This window comes from Hymenobacter sp. (assembly GCF_031398885.1).
Classification (GTDB): domain Bacteria; phylum Bacteroidota; class Bacteroidia; order Cytophagales; family Hymenobacteraceae; genus Hymenobacter.
On record NZ_JANNOD010000020.1, the window covers coordinates 62,551 to 78,108 of the forward strand.

Sequence of the window (15,558 nt, forward strand, 5' to 3'; positions counted from 1 at the left end):
GGTTTTAACTTACCAGCGATATTACGCGGTTAGCCAAAGCGTTGGCTCACTTTGAGCTATATCGGATGATAACCGGTCTACCCGGCCAAGTGGTGGAGTGCGGTGTCTTCAAAGCTACGTCGCTGGTGCGCTGGGCTACGTTTCGGGAACTGGTGGAGAGCCCGTTTTCGCGGCGCCTCATCGGGTTCGATATTTTTGGCTCCTTTCCATGCCACGATGACGCAGCGGACAACGATTTTGCGGCCCGTCACGAGGCCGTGGCAGGCGAGGTTCTGAGCATGAAGCAAGTACAGGCGGTCTTGACCCACAAAGGCATTCGTAACGTGGAACTGGTGCCGGGCGACGTCATTGAAACCATTCCCGCCTACGTGGCCGCCCACCCGGAGCTGCGCATTTGCCCTGCTGCACATCGACGTGGATGTGTACAAGCCCAGCAAAGTGGCCCTGGATGCGCCCTACGACTTGGTGGTGCCCGGCGGCCTGCTGGTATTTGCCGATTACGGCACGGTGGCCGGAGAAACCCGCGCCGTAGACGAGCTGTTACAGGCCCACGGCTTCACGCTCCAGAAACTGCCGTATACCCACACCCCGAGTTTTATCTGCAAACCCGCGGCGGTCCGCCCCATCCCATGAAAAGCTACCAGAAGCACCTCGAATCCACGCTGGCCGCCGGCGAGACGGTGAGCCTGATGCGCCGCCCGGTTTTCCGCTCCTCGGCCATTTTTCCCGTCCTCCACTCCGCCCACTATTCCAGTCGGGTGCTGTTCATGGGCTACTGGCTGCTCAAGCGCCACATTCCTGAGGTGCAGATGCTGGTGACGCTGCGCGGGCCGGCCGGCACCCTGCTGCTGCGCAAAAGCCTGCTCGTGACCGAGCCCAAAGCCTTCGCGCTGCGCGTGGGCACTTTGCTGGCCGAAACACCGCTGGGCGATACGGGCGGTGATTTCACCGGTTCGCTGGAGCTGGAAATATTTGCTACCCGCGACCTGGTGTACCCTTACCCGGCGTTCGTGCTCAACTACTTCGGCGATGAGTTCATGGCCAGCGTGCACACCACCGGCCGGGTGTACAACGACATCGAGGACCTGCAGGAAAACGAGGACAAAATCGTCCCGGAATGCGGTTTTGATATTTTGTCGGGAGAAGCCTATTCGCCGTTTTTTGCCTTTGTGAACGGCGTGTACGCCTACGAGTCACAAACCATTGGTTGGACCATCGTGGATGAGCACGACCACGCCACCACGGGCGAGTTCACGCTTGCCGACGTGAAGCCTTATGCGGCTTATTTTATTCAGCTCCGCGACCACATTGACCTCGACGCCATTCTGCACGGCGAGAAGGGCACGATTAAGATTCACCACAATTTTCGGGGGTTTTTTCCGCGCTTCGTGGCCGGTAACTTCGACCGCCGGCGCCACGCCTTGAGCATTACCCACACCTACTACGACAGCTCCGCCGTGAGCGACCCGGGCGCGTACTGGGAGAACAGTGATGAGCGGTTTCACGACAGCGCCGTGTTCGTGCCGCTGTTTCTGGAGGAAGGGCAGTACACCCACCTGGTGTTTTACCCGATTTCTTCGCCGTCCGCCTTCGGCATTGACCTGGAATTTTACGATGCCGTCGGCCGGCGGGTCGGGGTCGTGCCCAACTGGCGCCACCTGCAAACAACCCCCGAACACTTCTTCACGCTCGACTTCAACCAGATAGTGCAGCAGCACTTCACGCCGGAGCAGGCCCGGCAGCTGCGCGGCGCGAACATTGTCAAGCATTGGCCCGAGCGGAAGCGAATTCCCACCCGGCTCAAGTTTGGGCTCAACGTGGGGCGCGCGGGCCGGGCCATCGATTTGCCCACCAACGTCTGCTTCAACTCGCAACTGGCCAACGCCAAGATGCTGACGAAGCCCGGCACGTTCAAATGGAGCCCCATCCTGGACGGCGAGCACTCGGTGGTCGTCGTCCTGAACGGCGCTTCCCTGAAAGAATACGCGACCCCGGCCCACCTCCAGCTGACTTTTTACCGCGAAGCCGACAGCCAGACGCTGACCCGCCAGGCCCAGCTGCCGCCGTTCGGGCAGTTGCGGCTGGACATCCCAACGGATGCGGAACTGCGGGATTTTCTGCAAAAGGAGCCCGGCTGGGTCACCATCCAGGCCGACAACCCGTTCGTCACTTCCTGGTACTTCGATTTTAACGGGAGTGGAGCTGTGGGTGGCGACCACGCGTTCTAATCTCGTTGCGTTGGTGGAGTACGGCACCACCAGAAAAAGAATCAGCGGGTCGGGGGTAGTATCTCGAACGGAGCTGTCAGCTAGCACCCGGCCGCGAGCGGCCGTCGATGCGCCGCACTTCATCGGGCGGGGCTAACGGGCCGGTAAGTTTTTTCGGGAGTGGGGGCCGGGGCGTCAGTCGGGCAAACTCAGCCAAGGTTGGGTCAGGGCCTGGTTTTGTGGAAGCTAACTCGTTGAAGCGCAAGTTGTCGGGCGGGGTCATGAGGTTTTTTGCTCAACGTGCGCGTTCAGGGCCATTATCTCGGGGTGAGCTTCGAGCAAAGCCAGCAGGTCGGCCACGCCGAGGTCGGCGGCGCGGTGCTGCTCAATCAGCGCCCGCAGCACCTGGTAGTCCTCTGTCGTGTCGAGGGTGATGCGGAAGCGGCTAAAGTCGCCGCCGGACCATGCCTCGTTGCGGTGCACCACGCGGCCGGCCGTGGCGGGGTTGGTTCTCAGGTAAGGCGTCACGTGCTCCCGCTCGTAGGGCAGCGAAGCGTTGGCGTGCGCCTCGGCCAGCATTTGCACGGAGAAAACCTCAAAGTCCAGCCCCCGCGGTAAGGTGCGAATAAAGGTATTGGAGCGGTAGGCCAACGGGTTGCCCTCCGCCAGATAGCGCCTTACGGCGGCCCCAATCAGGGGACCGTCCACCAGCGGGCAGTCGGAGGTCACGCGCACGACGACGTCGAGGCCGAAGCGCTGGGCCGTTTCGTAATAACGGCCCAGCACGTCGGTTTCACTGCCGCGGTGGCACGGCAGGTGGTGCGTAGCGGCGTAGGCGGCCAGCACGTCGTCGGCTGGCTCGGTGGTGGTGGCCAGCAGCACGGGCAGGCCGCTTTGCCGCAGCCGGGCCACGTGGTAGTCGAGCAGCGGCCGGCCGGCGGCGGGCAGCAGCACCTTGGCCGGCAGCCGGGTGCTGCCCATGCGCACCTGCGAAACGATGCCGACCCGTTGCACTAGGCCGGGACTTTTTCGAGCAGGTACATCACGTCCTGGTTGCCGCGCTCGGCCTCCAACACGTAGGAGTAGAGCCGCTGCTTCACGAGGCGCAGCTCGGGAAAGTGGTCGAGGAAAAGCTGGGCAAAATTGCTTTTCCAGGCAAAGCCTTCGTTGCCGCGGTAGTGAATGGGCGTGGTTTCGGGGGCGTAGTATTCGTAGCCCATGATGTAGCGGCTGGAGCAGCGCACCATCTCGGCCATCATGCGCGGCAGGTCGTCGGGGGCGATGTGAATCAGCACGCCGTTGGTGCACACCAGGTCGAAAAAGCCGTCTTTGAAGGGCAGGTCCAGGCCGCTGCCTTGCATGACGTTCACGCCGCGCACGAACTCGCGGGCTTTCTCCACGGCGTAAGCCTGGATTTCGATGCCGTAGAGGTTGGTGAAGCCCGCCGCTTGCAGGCCCATCAGTTGCATGCCGGTGTTGCAGCCCACTTCCAAAATGCGGGCTTCGCGCGCGAGGTCGCCGATAAATTCTTCGTTCATCTCCAGCTTCGAGTGGCCCCAGGTGCTGCGGTAGAACTCGTTCCACTCGTCCAGGTGACGCGAGTTGCGGTCAGTGTATTCGCGGCCAAAGTTGCCGGCCCAAAAGTTTTCCTGTTTGGTAAGCTGCATGTTTGCGGGGTAAAGGGTGATGATTAGTTGATGGTTAACAGTCAGTTGGCGGAAACGAACTCCCTGATGCACGCCACTACGTAGTCCTGTTCTTCGTCCGTGAGCGTGGGAAACAGCGGGATGCTCAGGCAGCGCCCGTAGTAGGCTTCCACCAGCGGAAAGTCGCCGGCCCGCCAGCCCAGGCCCTCGTAGTAGGGCATGCGGTGGACCGGAATGTAGTGGACCTGCGCAAAAATCTGCCGGGTTTTCAGGAAGTCGTATAGCCCTTTGCGGTTGGCTACTTCAATGACGTAGAGGTGGTAGGCGTGGCCGGGGCGGCCGGGGGCCAGCACCGTCACGCCGGGCACGGTGGCAAAGGCCGCGTCGTAGCGGGCGGCCAGGGCGCGGCGGCGGGCCAGGCCCTCGTCGGCGCGGGCGAGCTGGCTCAGGCCGAGGGCGCAGTTCAGGTCCGGCAGGCGGTAGTTGTAGCCCAGCTCCTGCATTTCCATGTACCAGCCGCCGTCCGCCGCGCGCACCAGCTCGGCCGGGTCGCGGGTGATGCCGTGGGTACGCAGGCGCAGCAGGCGGCGGTAAAGCCGCTCGTCGTTGGTGGTAATCATGCCGCCCTCGCCGGTGGCAATGTGCTTCACGGGGTGGAAGCTGAAGATGGCCAGGTCGGCGAACGCGCCGTTGCCGCACGGCTGCTCGCGGCCTTCGGAATCGACAAAAAAGCCGCCCGGCGCGTGGCAGGAATCCTCGATTATCCAGAGGTCAAACTCGTTGGCCAGGTGGCGGGCGGCTTCCAGGTTCACGGCCAGGCCGGCAAAATCCACGGGTATCAAGCCGGTGAAATGCCCTTTGGGGTGCGCCTCCAGCAGCGCCCGCACCCGCGCCAAATCCAGCAGGCCGGTGGCCGGGTCAATGTCGGCGAAGTGCACTTCGCCGCCGCAGTAGCGCACGCAGTTGGCCGAGGCCGCAAAGGTGAGCGGGGAGGTGATGACGCGCTGGCCGGGCCGCACGTCCAGGGCCAGGGCGCACAGGTGCAGGGCGGCCGTGCCATTGCTCACGGCCACCGCGTAGCGGGCCCCCACGTAGGCGGCAAACTGCCGCTCGAACTCGCCCACGGCGGGCCCCTGGGTCAGGAAGTCGGCCTGCAGGCTGGCCGCAACGGCGGCCACGTCGGCGTCGGTAATCTGCTGGCGGCCGTAGGGCAGGGGCCGGGTGGGGTGGAAAGCTGCGTTCGACATCGGGCCACTGCTCATTTAAGCCTCAAACCCGGCATCGACGTGCAGCCGGATTTCGGTTCGAATCTGCTCCGCGTCGAGCCATTCTTCGTTATTAGCCGAGTCGTACTGGAAGCCCAGCGGCACGCGCCGGCCGTTGAAATGCGCCACGAATTTCTCAATGTTCCAGATGGGCATCGAAGGCAGGATGACGTAATAGCGGTCCAGCTCGACGGTGCTCAGGGCGTCGGTTTCGGTTATCATGGCCTCGTGCAGCTTCTCGCCGGGGCGGATGCCCACGATGCGGTGCTCGCAGTCCGGCCCGATGGCGCGGGCCACTTCCGTGATTTTGTAGCTCGGGATTTTGGGCACGAAAATCTCGCCGCCCCAGGCATGCTCCAAAGCATACAACACTAAATCCACGCCTTCTTCCAGCGAGATGTTGAAGCGCGTCATGTCGGGGTGGGTGATGGGCAGCACGCCGGTGTGGCGCTGCTGCAAAAAGAACGGCACCACCGAGCCGCGCGAGCCAATCACGTTGCCGTAACGCACCACCGAGAAGCGCAGGTCGCGGGCGCCCTTCATGTTATTAGCGGCCACGAAGAGCTTGTCGGAACAGAGCTTGGTGGCCCCGTACAGGTTGATGGGCGCGGCGGCCTTGTCGGTGCTCAGGGCCACCACGTCCTTCACGCCCGAATCGAGGGCGGCGTTGATGACGTTTTCAGCCCCGAAAATGTTGGTTTTGATGCACTCCATCGGGTTGTACTCGGCGGCGGGCACCTGCTTGAGGGCGGCGGCGTGAACCACGATGTCGATGCCCTCGCAGGCGCGGTGCAGGCGCTGCGGGTCGCGCACGTCGCCGAGGAAGTAGCGAATGGCCGGGTACTTGGCCGGGCTAAACTCCTGGCTCATTTCGTACTGCTTCAGCTCGTCGCGCGAGAACACCACCAGGCGCTTCACCTGCGGAAACTTATCGAACACGGTGCGAACGAACTGCTTGCCGAACGAGCCGGTGCCGCCCGTAACGAGGATGGATTTGTGGTTGAGGTCGAGAGCCATGAAAGGAAATAAGCCGAAACAGGACCACAAAAGTAGTTCAGGCCGGCTTGGTTGGGCCGGGGCCGATGGGCCGCCCTCCCAAAGGCGGGGCGGAGCTGGTTACTGCCAGAGTGGCGCGCTTTTGCCGGCGGCTAACTATTTGCCTCTCACCCGTCTCACTCTCTTATCTTCTGCTTTTATTCTCATGGATTCTTATTCGCAAATTGTGATTGCGGCCGTGGCCGCAGCCAAACATTCCGTCGTGAAGATTGACGTTTGGAAAAAGAACAAGCAGCAAAAACCAGCTCCCGCCGGGTCGGGCTCCGGCTTTTTGTTTGCCACCGACGGCTACGTGTTCACCAACAGCCACGTCGTGCACGGGGCCGACGACCTGCGCCTGACGTTTGCCGACGGCACCGAGTACCCGGCCGCGCTGGTCGGCGAAGACCCGGACTCCGACCTGGCCCTGCTGCACACACCGGCCACGGGGCACCCGGCGGCCCGGCTCGGCGACTCGGCGGCCCTGCAAATCGGCCAGCTTGTCATTGCCATCGGCAACCCCTACGGCTTCCAGCACACCGTCACGAGCGGGGTGGTGAGCGCGCTGGGCCGCACCCTGCGCACCGAGACGGGGCGGCTCATCGACAACGTCATCCAGACCGACGCGGCCCTGAACCCCGGCAACAGCGGCGGCCCGCTCGTCGACGCCGAGGGGCAGGTGCTGGGCGTCAACACGGCCACGATTCGGGGCGCGCAGGGGCTGTGCTTTGCCATCGGCATCAACACGGCCACCACCGTTCTGCCCGCCTTGCTGAGCGAAGGCCGGGTGCGGCGCGGCTACCTGGGGCTGATGACCCAGCAGGTTGATTTGCACCCGCGGGTGGTGAACTTTCACCAGCTCCCGGCCCGCACGGCCCTCTTCGTGGTGAGCGTCGAGTCCGGCTCGCCGGCCGAAGCTGCCGGCCTGCGCGCGGGCGATTTCGTCGTGGCCTTCGCCGACCAGCCCGTGGCCAGCTCCGACGACCTGTTCCGGCTGCTCACCCGCGAGAAAATCGGGGCCTTCCAGTACCTGACCGTCCTGCGCGGCCAGCAGAAACTGGACCTGCGCATCACGCCCGTCGAGAGCGGCGCGGGCCCGGCGCGGGCTCGGCCGGTGGCGGCGTAGGGGTTTTGTTTTTGGGATGCGTGAGTGGAGTGGAATAAAAAGAACTCCGTTCGTCCGCATCCGCCGCTGGCGCCCGACCTTTGGCCGGCGGAGCCTCTGCCGCGTTGCGCATGCTGTTTAATTCTCTACACTTTCTGGTGTTCTTCCCGGTGGTGGTCGGGCTGTATTTCGGCTTGGCGCCGCGGTGGCGCGGGTGGTTGCTGCTGCTGGCCAGCTACTACTTCTACATGAGCTGGCGGGCGGCGTACGCCCTGCTGCTGCTGGCCACTACGCTGCTGGATTACTACAGCGGCTACCGCATGGGCCAGCTGCCCACCAAGCAGGCGCGCCGGCCCTGGCTCTACCTGAGCCTGGCCAGCAACCTGGGCACCTTGTTCGTGTTCAAGTACTTCAACTTTTTTCGGGATGCGGCCCTACAGCTGGCCGAGGCGCTGCACCTGCCGCACGGAACCGGCCCGGCGCTGGGTCTGCTGTTGCCGGTGGGGGTGTCATTTTACACGTTTCAGTCGGTGGGCTACATCGTCGACGTGTACCAGGGGCGGCTGGCTGCGGAGCGGAATTTTGGGCGGTTTGCGCTGTTCGTGGCCTTCTTTCCGCAGCTGGTGGCCGGGCCCATCGAGCGGGGCGGGCACATGCTGCCGCAGTTCCGGCGAACCCACGAGTTCGATTACGCCCGGGTGGTGAGCGGGTTGCGCCTCATGGCCTGGGGCCTGTTCAAGAAAGTAGTGGTGGCCGACCGCCTGGCCCTGCTCGTCAACCCGGTGTTCAATAACCCGCGCCAGCACCCCGAAGGCCCGCTGCTGGTGCTGGCCACGCTGGCGTTCACCTTCCAGATTTACGGCGACTTCTCGGGCTACACCGACCTGGCCCGCGGCGCGGCCCGGGTGCTGGGCTTCGAGTTCAACCTCAACTTCCGGCAGCCATACCAGGCGGCGTCGGTGGCCGAATTCTGGCGGCGCTGGCACATTTCGCTGTCGAGCTGGTTCCGTGACTACGTCTACATTCCGCTGGGCGGCAGCCGGGTGGGGCCGGGCCGGGCCTATGGTAATTTGCTGGCGGTGTTTCTCCTCAGCGGCCTGTGGCACGGCGCCAACTGGACGTTTCTGGTCTGGGGCGGCTTGCACGGGCTGTACCTGGTCGTCGGCACCGGGGCCCGGCCGCTGCGGGAGCGGCTGGCGCAGCGCACGGGCTTGGCCGGGCACCCGCGGCTGCGGCGCGGGCTGGGCGTGGCGGCAACGTTCGGGCTGGTGGCCTACGCCTGGATATTCTTCCGCGCCAATTCCTTGGCCGATGCCGTGTTCATCAGCCGGCACTTGCCCAGCGGCTGGGCCGGCCTGAATGGCCGCGCGTTGACCACTTTGCTGCTGGAGTTTTCCCAGCACTACCGCCCCGAGCTGGCCGTGGCCGCGCTCGGCACGGGCCTGATGCTGGCGGTGGAATACTTGGGGCGCCGCCGCAGCCCGCAGGCCTGGGTGGCGGCGCAGCCGTTCGCCGTGCGCTGGGCCGGGTACGCGGGGCTCACCCTGCTCATCCTGTACCTGGGCGTGTTCAACAGCACCTCCTTTATCTATTTTCAATTTTGATGGGCCTCTTTGCCTCCGCGGGCTTCCGGCTGCTGGCGCGGCTGCTGCTGCTGGCCGGCTTGGCTGCGGCGGGCGCGCTGGCGCTGGGGCCGGTGGTGCTCGGGGGGCAGGTCGATGCGTTCTACGGCCGGTTCACCAGCCCGCTGGCCGGCTCGTTGATTGTGGGCACGTCGCGGGCGGCACAGGGTATTCGACCCGCGGTTTTGAGGGCCCAGCTCGGTCCGCAATACGAGGGCCCGCTGCTCAACTACGCCTTCACGCTCACGCACTCGCCCTACGGCCCGGCCTATCTGCGCAGCATCCGGCGCAAGTTGCGGCCGGGGGTGAAAAACGGCCTGTTCATCGTGGCCGTCGACCCGTGGTCGCTCTCGCTCACCGGCCCGGAAGGCCAGTACCCGGAGGATAATTCCTTCATCGGCCAGCTCAGCGAGGTCAGCCAGCGCCCCAACCTGGCCTACCTCGCCCGCTACCAGACCAAGCCGCTCTACCGCCTGCTGCTCGACTACGCCACCGCCACCGAGCGCCTCCACCCCGACGGATGGCTCGATGTGCGCATCGGCACGGACAGCGCCCAAGTGCGGGCCCGCACTGCCCGCAAGCTGCTCGACTACCGCCGCCTGGCCGCCACTCAGCACCTTTCCGCGGGCCGCTTGCAGGCGCTGCGGGCCACCATTGCGCTGCTTAAGCAGCACGGTCGCGTGTGCGTGGTGCGCCTGCCGGTGGGTCCGGCACTGCTGCAACTCGAGCAGAACTACCAGCCCGGTTTCGACCCGCTGATGCGCCAGGTTGCGGCTGCCCTGGCCGTGCCGTACTTCGACTACAGCGCCCGGCCTTACGCCACCACCGATGGCAACCACATGCAGCGCGCCGCCAGTGCGGCGTTCAGTCAGCGCCTGGCCAAAGACCTTCGCCGCTGAGGTATTTGTTCGCCCCCGGGTAGGCTACAGCTCGATGATTTCCGCCAGCTCCCCCGCCAGGGCCCGGCGGGAATACCGCCGGTGGCTCAGGGCTGGCAGGTCCAGGTTGGGGTTGAGGCGCCACTGGGCCACCAGGGCTTCCAGCGTTTCCAGCATCAGGGCGTAGTCTTCGTAGGGCAGGGCCTGGCCGGCGCCGCCTTCCTGCAACAGGTGGTCCGCGTCGGACCCGGCCGGGCCGACGCACAGGATGGGCTTGTTGGCGGCCAGGTACTCGAATACCTTGCCGGGCAGGATGCCGAAGTTGCGCGGTACGTCGGGAATGGCCATGAGCAGCGCCGAGGCGCTCAGCAGGTGGTCGACTGATTCGTGGTGCGGCACGAAGTCGATGAACTCCGTGGCCGCCGCCAGCCCCGCCCGCGCAATCTGGGCGCGCAACTCGGCCGACACCTGCCCCACGAAGCGCAGGCGCAAGGGCACGTCGGGGTGGCGGGCGGCGCATGTGGCCACGGCCTCCAGCAGTCGCTCAATGTGGTACAGCTCGGTGATAGTGCCGGTGTGGGTGATGCGCAGGCAGTCGGTGGGCGGCTGCGTGGGGCGCTGAAAATCCGACTCGTCGTAGCCGTTGGGCAGCACGTGGAACTTGGCGGCGGGGAGCGCTGGCAGCTTGGCCAGGAACAGGCGCTTGGTTTCGGGGGAGGTCACCAGCACGGCGTCGGCCTGGGTCAGCACGCGGCGCTCGTAGCGCGCGTCGAGCCAGGCGGCCGGGGGCGTGTGGTGCAGGTCGTTGTAGTAGTAGATATCCGTCCAGGGGTCGCGCAGGTCGGCCAGCCAGCGCAGGCCGTGGCGCTTCTTCAGTTCCAGGCCGATGAGCTGGGTGGAATGCGGCGGCGAGGACGTGAGCACGGCGTCGAACGTTTCGCCGGCGGCCAGCAGCTGCTCCACAGCGGCCAGGGCGTGGCGGTTCCAGCCCCGGCGCGGGTCCGGGATGAACAGGTTGCCGCGCACAAAGCGCAGGGCCTTTTGCACCAGCCCCGGCTTGCCCTCGTTGGCAAAGCCGCCGTAGGGCACGGCCCGGCCGGTGAGCTTTTTGTAGGATTCGAAAGGCTCGGAGGTTTTGGTGCGGATGACGCGCACGCCGGCCGGCACCTCGGCCAGCAGGCTCTCATCCCGCACCGGGTAGGTGGCCTGCGCCGGGTCGACGGTGATGACCGTGGGCTCCACGCCAAATGCGCCCAGGTGCTTGACGAACTTCAGGCAGCGCTGCACGCCCGCCCCGCCCGAAGGCGGCCAGTAGTAGGTGATGACGAGCAAACGCAGCGGGCGGTTTTCGGGCACTTTGAAGGAGACAGAAATACTCGGTGAAGGTAGGGCCTTTGTCGGATTTTGGCCTTTTTTGGGTAGTTTTACGTCTCATTGCAGATTACCCAAACCCGCGCGCGATGGCCGATAATAATTCTGAGATACTGGCGCTGCTGGCCGAAAGCCTGCGCGCCGCCGACCGTGACCGGGAAGAAAACATGCGGCGTTTCGCGCAGTTGACCGAAACCATGGTCAACGGCTTTTTGCGCCTGGAAGACCGGCTCGGCGCGCGCATCGACAACGTAGCCACCAGCGTCGACCACCTAACCGGGCGCGTTGACCATCTGACCGGGCGTGTCGACCACCTGACCGGACGCGTGGACCACCTGACCGAGCGCGTCGACTACCTGACCGGAGAAGTCAGCGAACTCAAAACCGACATGCGCGAAGTCAAAGGCGACGTCCGCGAAATCAAGGTGCAAGCCCAGGAAACCAACCGTCGCCTCGCCAATACCTTCGAGCAGGTGGGGCAGTTGACCGAGCAAACCAAGGCTTCTGACCTGCGTTTGAGCCACGTCGAAGAAGCCCAAGCCCGGCAGCCCACCAACGCCGAATTGGATGCCCGCTTGCGGGCCGTAGAGGAACAGATGCGCAGCGCCTCGTAGCCCCAGCACATTAGCACACCATCTAATTAGCACATCAATAAAGTGTTCGATAACCTCTCCACCAAGCTCGACCGGGCCATTAAGACCCTCAAAGGCCAGGGCAGCATCTCCGAAATCAACGTCGCGGCCACCATCAAGGAAATTCGGCGGGCGCTGGTCGATGCCGACGTGAACTACAAGGTAGCCAAGGACGTCACCGACCGGATTAAGGACGCCGCCATGGGCCGCGACGTGCTCACGGCCGTGTCGCCGGGCCAGCTCATGGTCAAAATCGTGTACGACGAGCTGACCGAGCTCATGGGCGGCGAAAAGCAGGACATCACCATTAAGGGCGACCCGGCCGTGGTGCTGCTCTCGGGCCTGCAGGGCTCGGGCAAAACCACGTTTGCCGGCAAGCTGGCCAGCTTCATCAAGCGGCAAAACCGCACGGTGCTGCTGGTGGCCTGCGACGTGTACCGGCCCGCGGCCATCGACCAGCTCAAGGTGCTGGGCGAGCAAATCGGCGTGGAAGTGTACTCCGAAGTCGAGAACAAAAACCCGGTCGACATCTCGCGCAATGCCGTCGAGTACGCCAAGAAAAACAACAAGAAGGTCGTCATCATCGACACCGCCGGCCGCCTGGCCGTGGACGAGCAGATGATGCGCGAGATTGAGGCCGTGAAGGCGGCCATCAACCCGAGCGAGACGCTGTTCGTGGTGGACGCCATGACCGGCCAGGACGCGGTGAACACCGCTAAGACCTTCAACGACCGGCTGAATTTCGACGGCGTGGTGCTCACCAAGCTCGACGGCGACTCGCGCGGCGGGGCGGCCCTGAGCATCCGGGCGGTAGTAGAAAAGCCCATCAAGTTCATCTCGACCGGCGAGAAGATGGACGCGCTGGACCTGTTCTACCCCGACCGCATGGCCCAGCGCATCCTGGGCATGGGCGACGTGATTTCGCTGGTGGAGCGCGCCCAGCAGCAGTTCGACGAGGACGAGGCCAAGCGCATCAACGCCAAAATCCGCAAGAATCAGTTCAACTTCGACGACTTCCTCTCGCAGTTGGAGCAAATCAAGAAGATGGGCAACATCAAGGATTTGATGGGCATGATTCCGGGCATGAGCAAGGCCATGAAGGACGTGGACATCGACGACGACGCCTTCAAGCCCGTCGAGGCCATTATCAAAAGCATGACCCGGCAGGAGCGGGCCAACCCCGACCTGCTCAACGGCTCGCGCAAGCGTCGCCTGGCTAAGGGCTCGGGTACCGACATCCAGCAGGTGAACGCGCTGATGAAGCAGTTCGAGGACATGCGCAAGATGATGCGCACCATGAACAAGATGAGCCAGACCAAGGGCGGCCTGGCCCAGATGCAGAAGATGATGGGCGGCATGGGCAAGGGCGGCCCCGGCGGCCTGATGCGCTAAGCCCACCGCGCGGCCGAGCAATGCACCGAAAGGGCCCAGACGTGAGTCTGGGCCCTTTCGGCTTTACGGCGCAGGAGCTGAGGGGATGGCCAGTTCCTTGCCTGACGGGGCTTGAAGGGATGGTTGCTGTGACAAGATTTGGGTAAATACCTGTCTTCCCGGCGTCGGCTCAAACCTTTTCGCAACATCCAAGTCATAACGGTGCCGGCAACGTCAAATACTTCCTTTGCGAGGCAACGACCAGAGGAAATTGGCCGAGTTGGCCAAGGCAAGCGAACTGCGAGCAACTGCGCTGACGGCTCATCCGCAGGTTTTTCACACATTTTCACCATTTCACCCCCAACCCCCATGCTCAAAAAGCTACTCCGCCCGCTAGCAGCAGCCCTGCTGCTGGCCGCGCCCCTGGTTGCCTCGGCCGACCATCTGCGTCCGCACCTGCTGCTTTCGGCCCGCCTTAGTGGCGACCAAGAAGTTCCGGCGGTCACCACCACGGCCCAGGGCGTGGCCGGCTTCACGCTCAACGAAACCCGCGATACCCTGTTTGTGCAAGCGGCTTTCAACGGCCTGAGTGGGGCCATCACCGGCGCCCACCTGCACGAGGGCGCCGTGGGCGCCACCGGGCCCGTCATCATCAACCTGGTGCCCATCGTGCGCGGCAACCGTCTCTCGGGCTTCGTCACGGGCACCGACCTCACTCCCGCCCGGCGGGCCAAAATACTGCTCGGGCAGTACTACGTCAACATCCACACCGCCGCCAACCCGAACGGGGAAATCCGGGGCCAGGTGCGGCTGGAGTCGGACAACGCCATCGTGGCCAGCCTCACCGGGGACCAGCAGAACCCGGCCGTGACCACCCCCGCCACCGGCCTGGGCATCTTCACCCTGAGCCAAAACCAAGAGAAGCTGAAGTTTCGGGTGGCCTTCGCGGGGCTGAGCAGCGCCCTGACCATGGCCCACTTCCACACCGGAGCCGTGGGGGCGAACGGTAGCGTGGTTGTGAACCTGCTGCCGTTTCGCTCGGGCAACGTCATCGAGGGCGAAATCACGCCAACAACGGGCCTGACGCCGGCTTTCCTCACGTCCCTGGCTCAGGGCCAGATTTACATCAACATCCACACGGCGAACAACCCCGGCGGCGAAATTCGGGGCCAGCTCTTTGGGGACAATGCGCGTTACTTGGCCCACGACGCGCGCCTCGACGGCAGCCAGATGGTGCCCGCCACGACGGCCACCGGCAAAGGAGTCGCCGTTGGTCGCCTCACGGCCACGCTCGACACGGCGTTCGTTTTCGTAGCTTATTCCGACCTGAGCGGCCCGCCCACCAGCTTATCGGTGTACGCTTCGCCCGCGGGCCAGGCCAACACGGCCGCGACGCTGGTGGGAAGCCTGCCCGTCACCGCGCCCACCAGTAACATCGTCGGCGTTCAGCTTACGGGCCTCAGTGCCGCCGGGGTCAATTTTTTCCTGCGCGGCGACATCAACGTGGTCATTAATACGGCCGCCAACCCCAACGGGGAAATCCGGGGGCAGGTGCTGCGCCTGGCCCGCGAAGGGTACACCATCTCGCTCAACGGCGCCCAGGAGCGGCCCAACCCGGTGACCACCCCCGGCTACGGCGCGGGCGTGGTCAGCATCGACCGCGACCAGAGCAACGCCCACTTCATGGCCGTGTGGGGCGGGCTGAGCGGCCCGGTCACCGTCGGCCACTTTCACACCGGGCGGGCCTCGGAGTCGGGCGGCGTGGTATTTGACCTGATGCCGTATTTTTCGCCTTCGGCCAACCCCGTGGCGGCCTACGGCTTCTGGAAGAACGACGCCACGCCGCAGCCATTCGACCTGCGCCGCTCCCGGCAGTTCCAGCGCGACAGCATCTACATGAACATCCACACGGCGGCCAACTCCAGCGGCGAAATCCGGGGCCAGGTGTACCGCGGCGCCCGCAACCTGCAGCGCGTGCTGGCCACCCAGCCCGCCGCCCTGGTGGCCGAAACTTTTGGCACCGCTCCCAATCCCTTCACGTCGGCCCTGACCCTGTCGTTCGACGCGCGGACGAGCGGCACGGGCCGGCTGCGCATCACCGACGTGCTGGGCCGCGCCGTGGCCACGCGGACGGTGGCCGTGCGCACCGGTGCCAACGCCCTGCCCGTGGAGCTGCCCGGCGCGGCGCCCGGCATCTACCTGCTCACGCTGGAACTGGGCGAAACCCAGCTGGTCACGCGCATCGCCAAAGAGTAAAAATCAGCGGCTGGTACAGGAATTAGGGTAGAAGTTTTTCGACACAAAGAACTTGTACTGAATACGATTTAAAAAACTCATTCGTCACGGAATCTTTTGGTGCAATTCTTGTTGACGCCTACGTGAAAGAATAGTTTTTAAGGTGTTTTGGTATGGAAAGAGGCGTTCCT

General features: G+C 64.4%; 13 protein-coding genes. 8 read left to right on the forward strand and 5 right to left on the reverse strand.

Annotated features, from left to right (window positions below; all coding sequences use genetic code 11):
• Nucleotides 1–348: 348 nt before the first annotated feature.
• Nucleotides 349–633 carry a TylF/MycF/NovP-related O-methyltransferase gene (locus RMO51_RS02470; RefSeq protein WP_310391674.1) on the forward strand — a complete coding sequence of 95 codons (285 nt, stop codon included), beginning with the start codon at nt 349–351 and terminating at the stop codon, nt 631–633.
• Nucleotides 630–2,228 carry a hypothetical protein gene (locus RMO51_RS02475; protein ID WP_310391676.1) on the forward strand — a complete coding sequence of 533 codons (1,599 nt, stop codon included), beginning with the start codon at nt 630–632 and terminating at the stop codon, nt 2,226–2,228. The genes RMO51_RS02470 and RMO51_RS02475 overlap by 4 nt, the downstream gene beginning before the upstream one ends.
• 258 nt (nt 2,229–2,486) lie before the next feature.
• Here RMO51_RS02475 and RMO51_RS02480 read toward each other — a convergent pair whose 3' ends face one another.
• From RMO51_RS02480 to pseB, 4 genes are read right to left on the reverse strand one after another with little or no spacing between them, the layout of a single operon-like run.
• Nucleotides 2,487–3,221 carry a glycosyltransferase family protein gene (locus RMO51_RS02480; protein WP_310391679.1) on the reverse strand — a complete coding sequence of 245 codons (735 nt, stop codon included), beginning with the start codon at nt 3,219–3,221 and terminating at the stop codon, nt 2,487–2,489.
• A complete protein-coding gene (locus RMO51_RS02485; RefSeq protein WP_310391680.1) occupies nt 3,221–3,874 on the reverse strand; it encodes a pseudaminic acid biosynthesis-associated methylase in 654 nt (217 codons plus the stop codon). Before RMO51_RS02485 ends, RMO51_RS02480 begins: the two co-directional genes overlap by 1 nt.
• Before the next feature lie 41 nt (nt 3,875–3,915).
• On the reverse strand, nt 3,916–5,100 hold the full coding sequence (gene pseC / locus RMO51_RS02490; RefSeq protein ID WP_310391683.1) for a UDP-4-amino-4,6-dideoxy-N-acetyl-beta-L-altrosamine transaminase: 1,185 nt from the start codon (nt 5,098–5,100) through the stop codon (nt 3,916–3,918).
• Nucleotides 5,101–5,115: 15 nt separating this feature from the next.
• Complete coding sequence (gene pseB, locus RMO51_RS02495; protein ID WP_310391685.1) at nt 5,116–6,135, reverse strand: UDP-N-acetylglucosamine 4,6-dehydratase (inverting); 1,020 nt, start codon at nt 6,133–6,135, stop codon at nt 5,116–5,118.
• A gap of 184 nt (nt 6,136–6,319) precedes the next feature.
• Here pseB and RMO51_RS02500 point away from each other — a divergent pair, with 184 nt between their 5' ends.
• From RMO51_RS02500 to RMO51_RS02510, 3 genes are all read left to right on the forward strand, one after another.
• Entirely contained in the window at nt 6,320–7,279 is a 960-nt protein-coding gene (locus RMO51_RS02500; protein ID WP_310391687.1) for a trypsin-like peptidase domain-containing protein, read from the forward strand.
• Between the two features lie 110 nt (nt 7,280–7,389).
• Entirely contained in the window at nt 7,390–8,862 is a 1,473-nt protein-coding gene (locus tag RMO51_RS02505; RefSeq protein WP_310391689.1) for an MBOAT family O-acyltransferase, read from the forward strand.
• The gene (locus tag RMO51_RS02510) at nt 8,862–9,779 is read left to right on the forward strand and encodes a hypothetical protein (RefSeq protein WP_310391690.1); all 918 of its coding nucleotides are present in this window, start codon (nt 8,862–8,864) and stop codon (nt 9,777–9,779) included. The genes RMO51_RS02505 and RMO51_RS02510 overlap by 1 nt, the downstream gene beginning before the upstream one ends.
• A 24-nt stretch (nt 9,780–9,803) precedes the next feature.
• On the opposite strand, the gene RMO51_RS02515 is transcribed toward RMO51_RS02510, so the two are convergent.
• The gene (locus RMO51_RS02515; protein ID WP_310391692.1) at nt 9,804–11,114 is read right to left on the reverse strand and encodes a glycosyltransferase family 4 protein; all 1,311 of its coding nucleotides are present in this window, start codon (nt 11,112–11,114) and stop codon (nt 9,804–9,806) included.
• Nucleotides 11,115–11,218: 104 nt separating this feature from the next.
• On the opposite strand from RMO51_RS02515, the gene RMO51_RS02520 reads away from it, so the two are divergent.
• The 3 genes from RMO51_RS02520 (at nt 11,219) to RMO51_RS02530 (ending at nt 15,388) form a co-directional block, all read left to right on the forward strand.
• On the forward strand, nt 11,219–11,743 hold the full coding sequence (locus RMO51_RS02520) for a hypothetical protein (protein ID WP_310391694.1): 525 nt from the start codon (nt 11,219–11,221) through the stop codon (nt 11,741–11,743).
• A 42-nt stretch (nt 11,744–11,785) separates the two neighbouring features.
• Nucleotides 11,786–13,153, forward strand: coding sequence for a signal recognition particle protein (gene ffh, locus RMO51_RS02525; protein WP_310391696.1), 1,368 nt, complete (start codon nt 11,786–11,788; stop codon nt 13,151–13,153).
• Between the two features lie 348 nt (nt 13,154–13,501).
• The gene (locus RMO51_RS02530; protein WP_310391697.1) at nt 13,502–15,388 is read left to right on the forward strand and encodes a CHRD domain-containing protein; all 1,887 of its coding nucleotides are present in this window, start codon (nt 13,502–13,504) and stop codon (nt 15,386–15,388) included.
• The last annotated feature ends 170 nt before the right edge of the window (nt 15,389–15,558 follow it).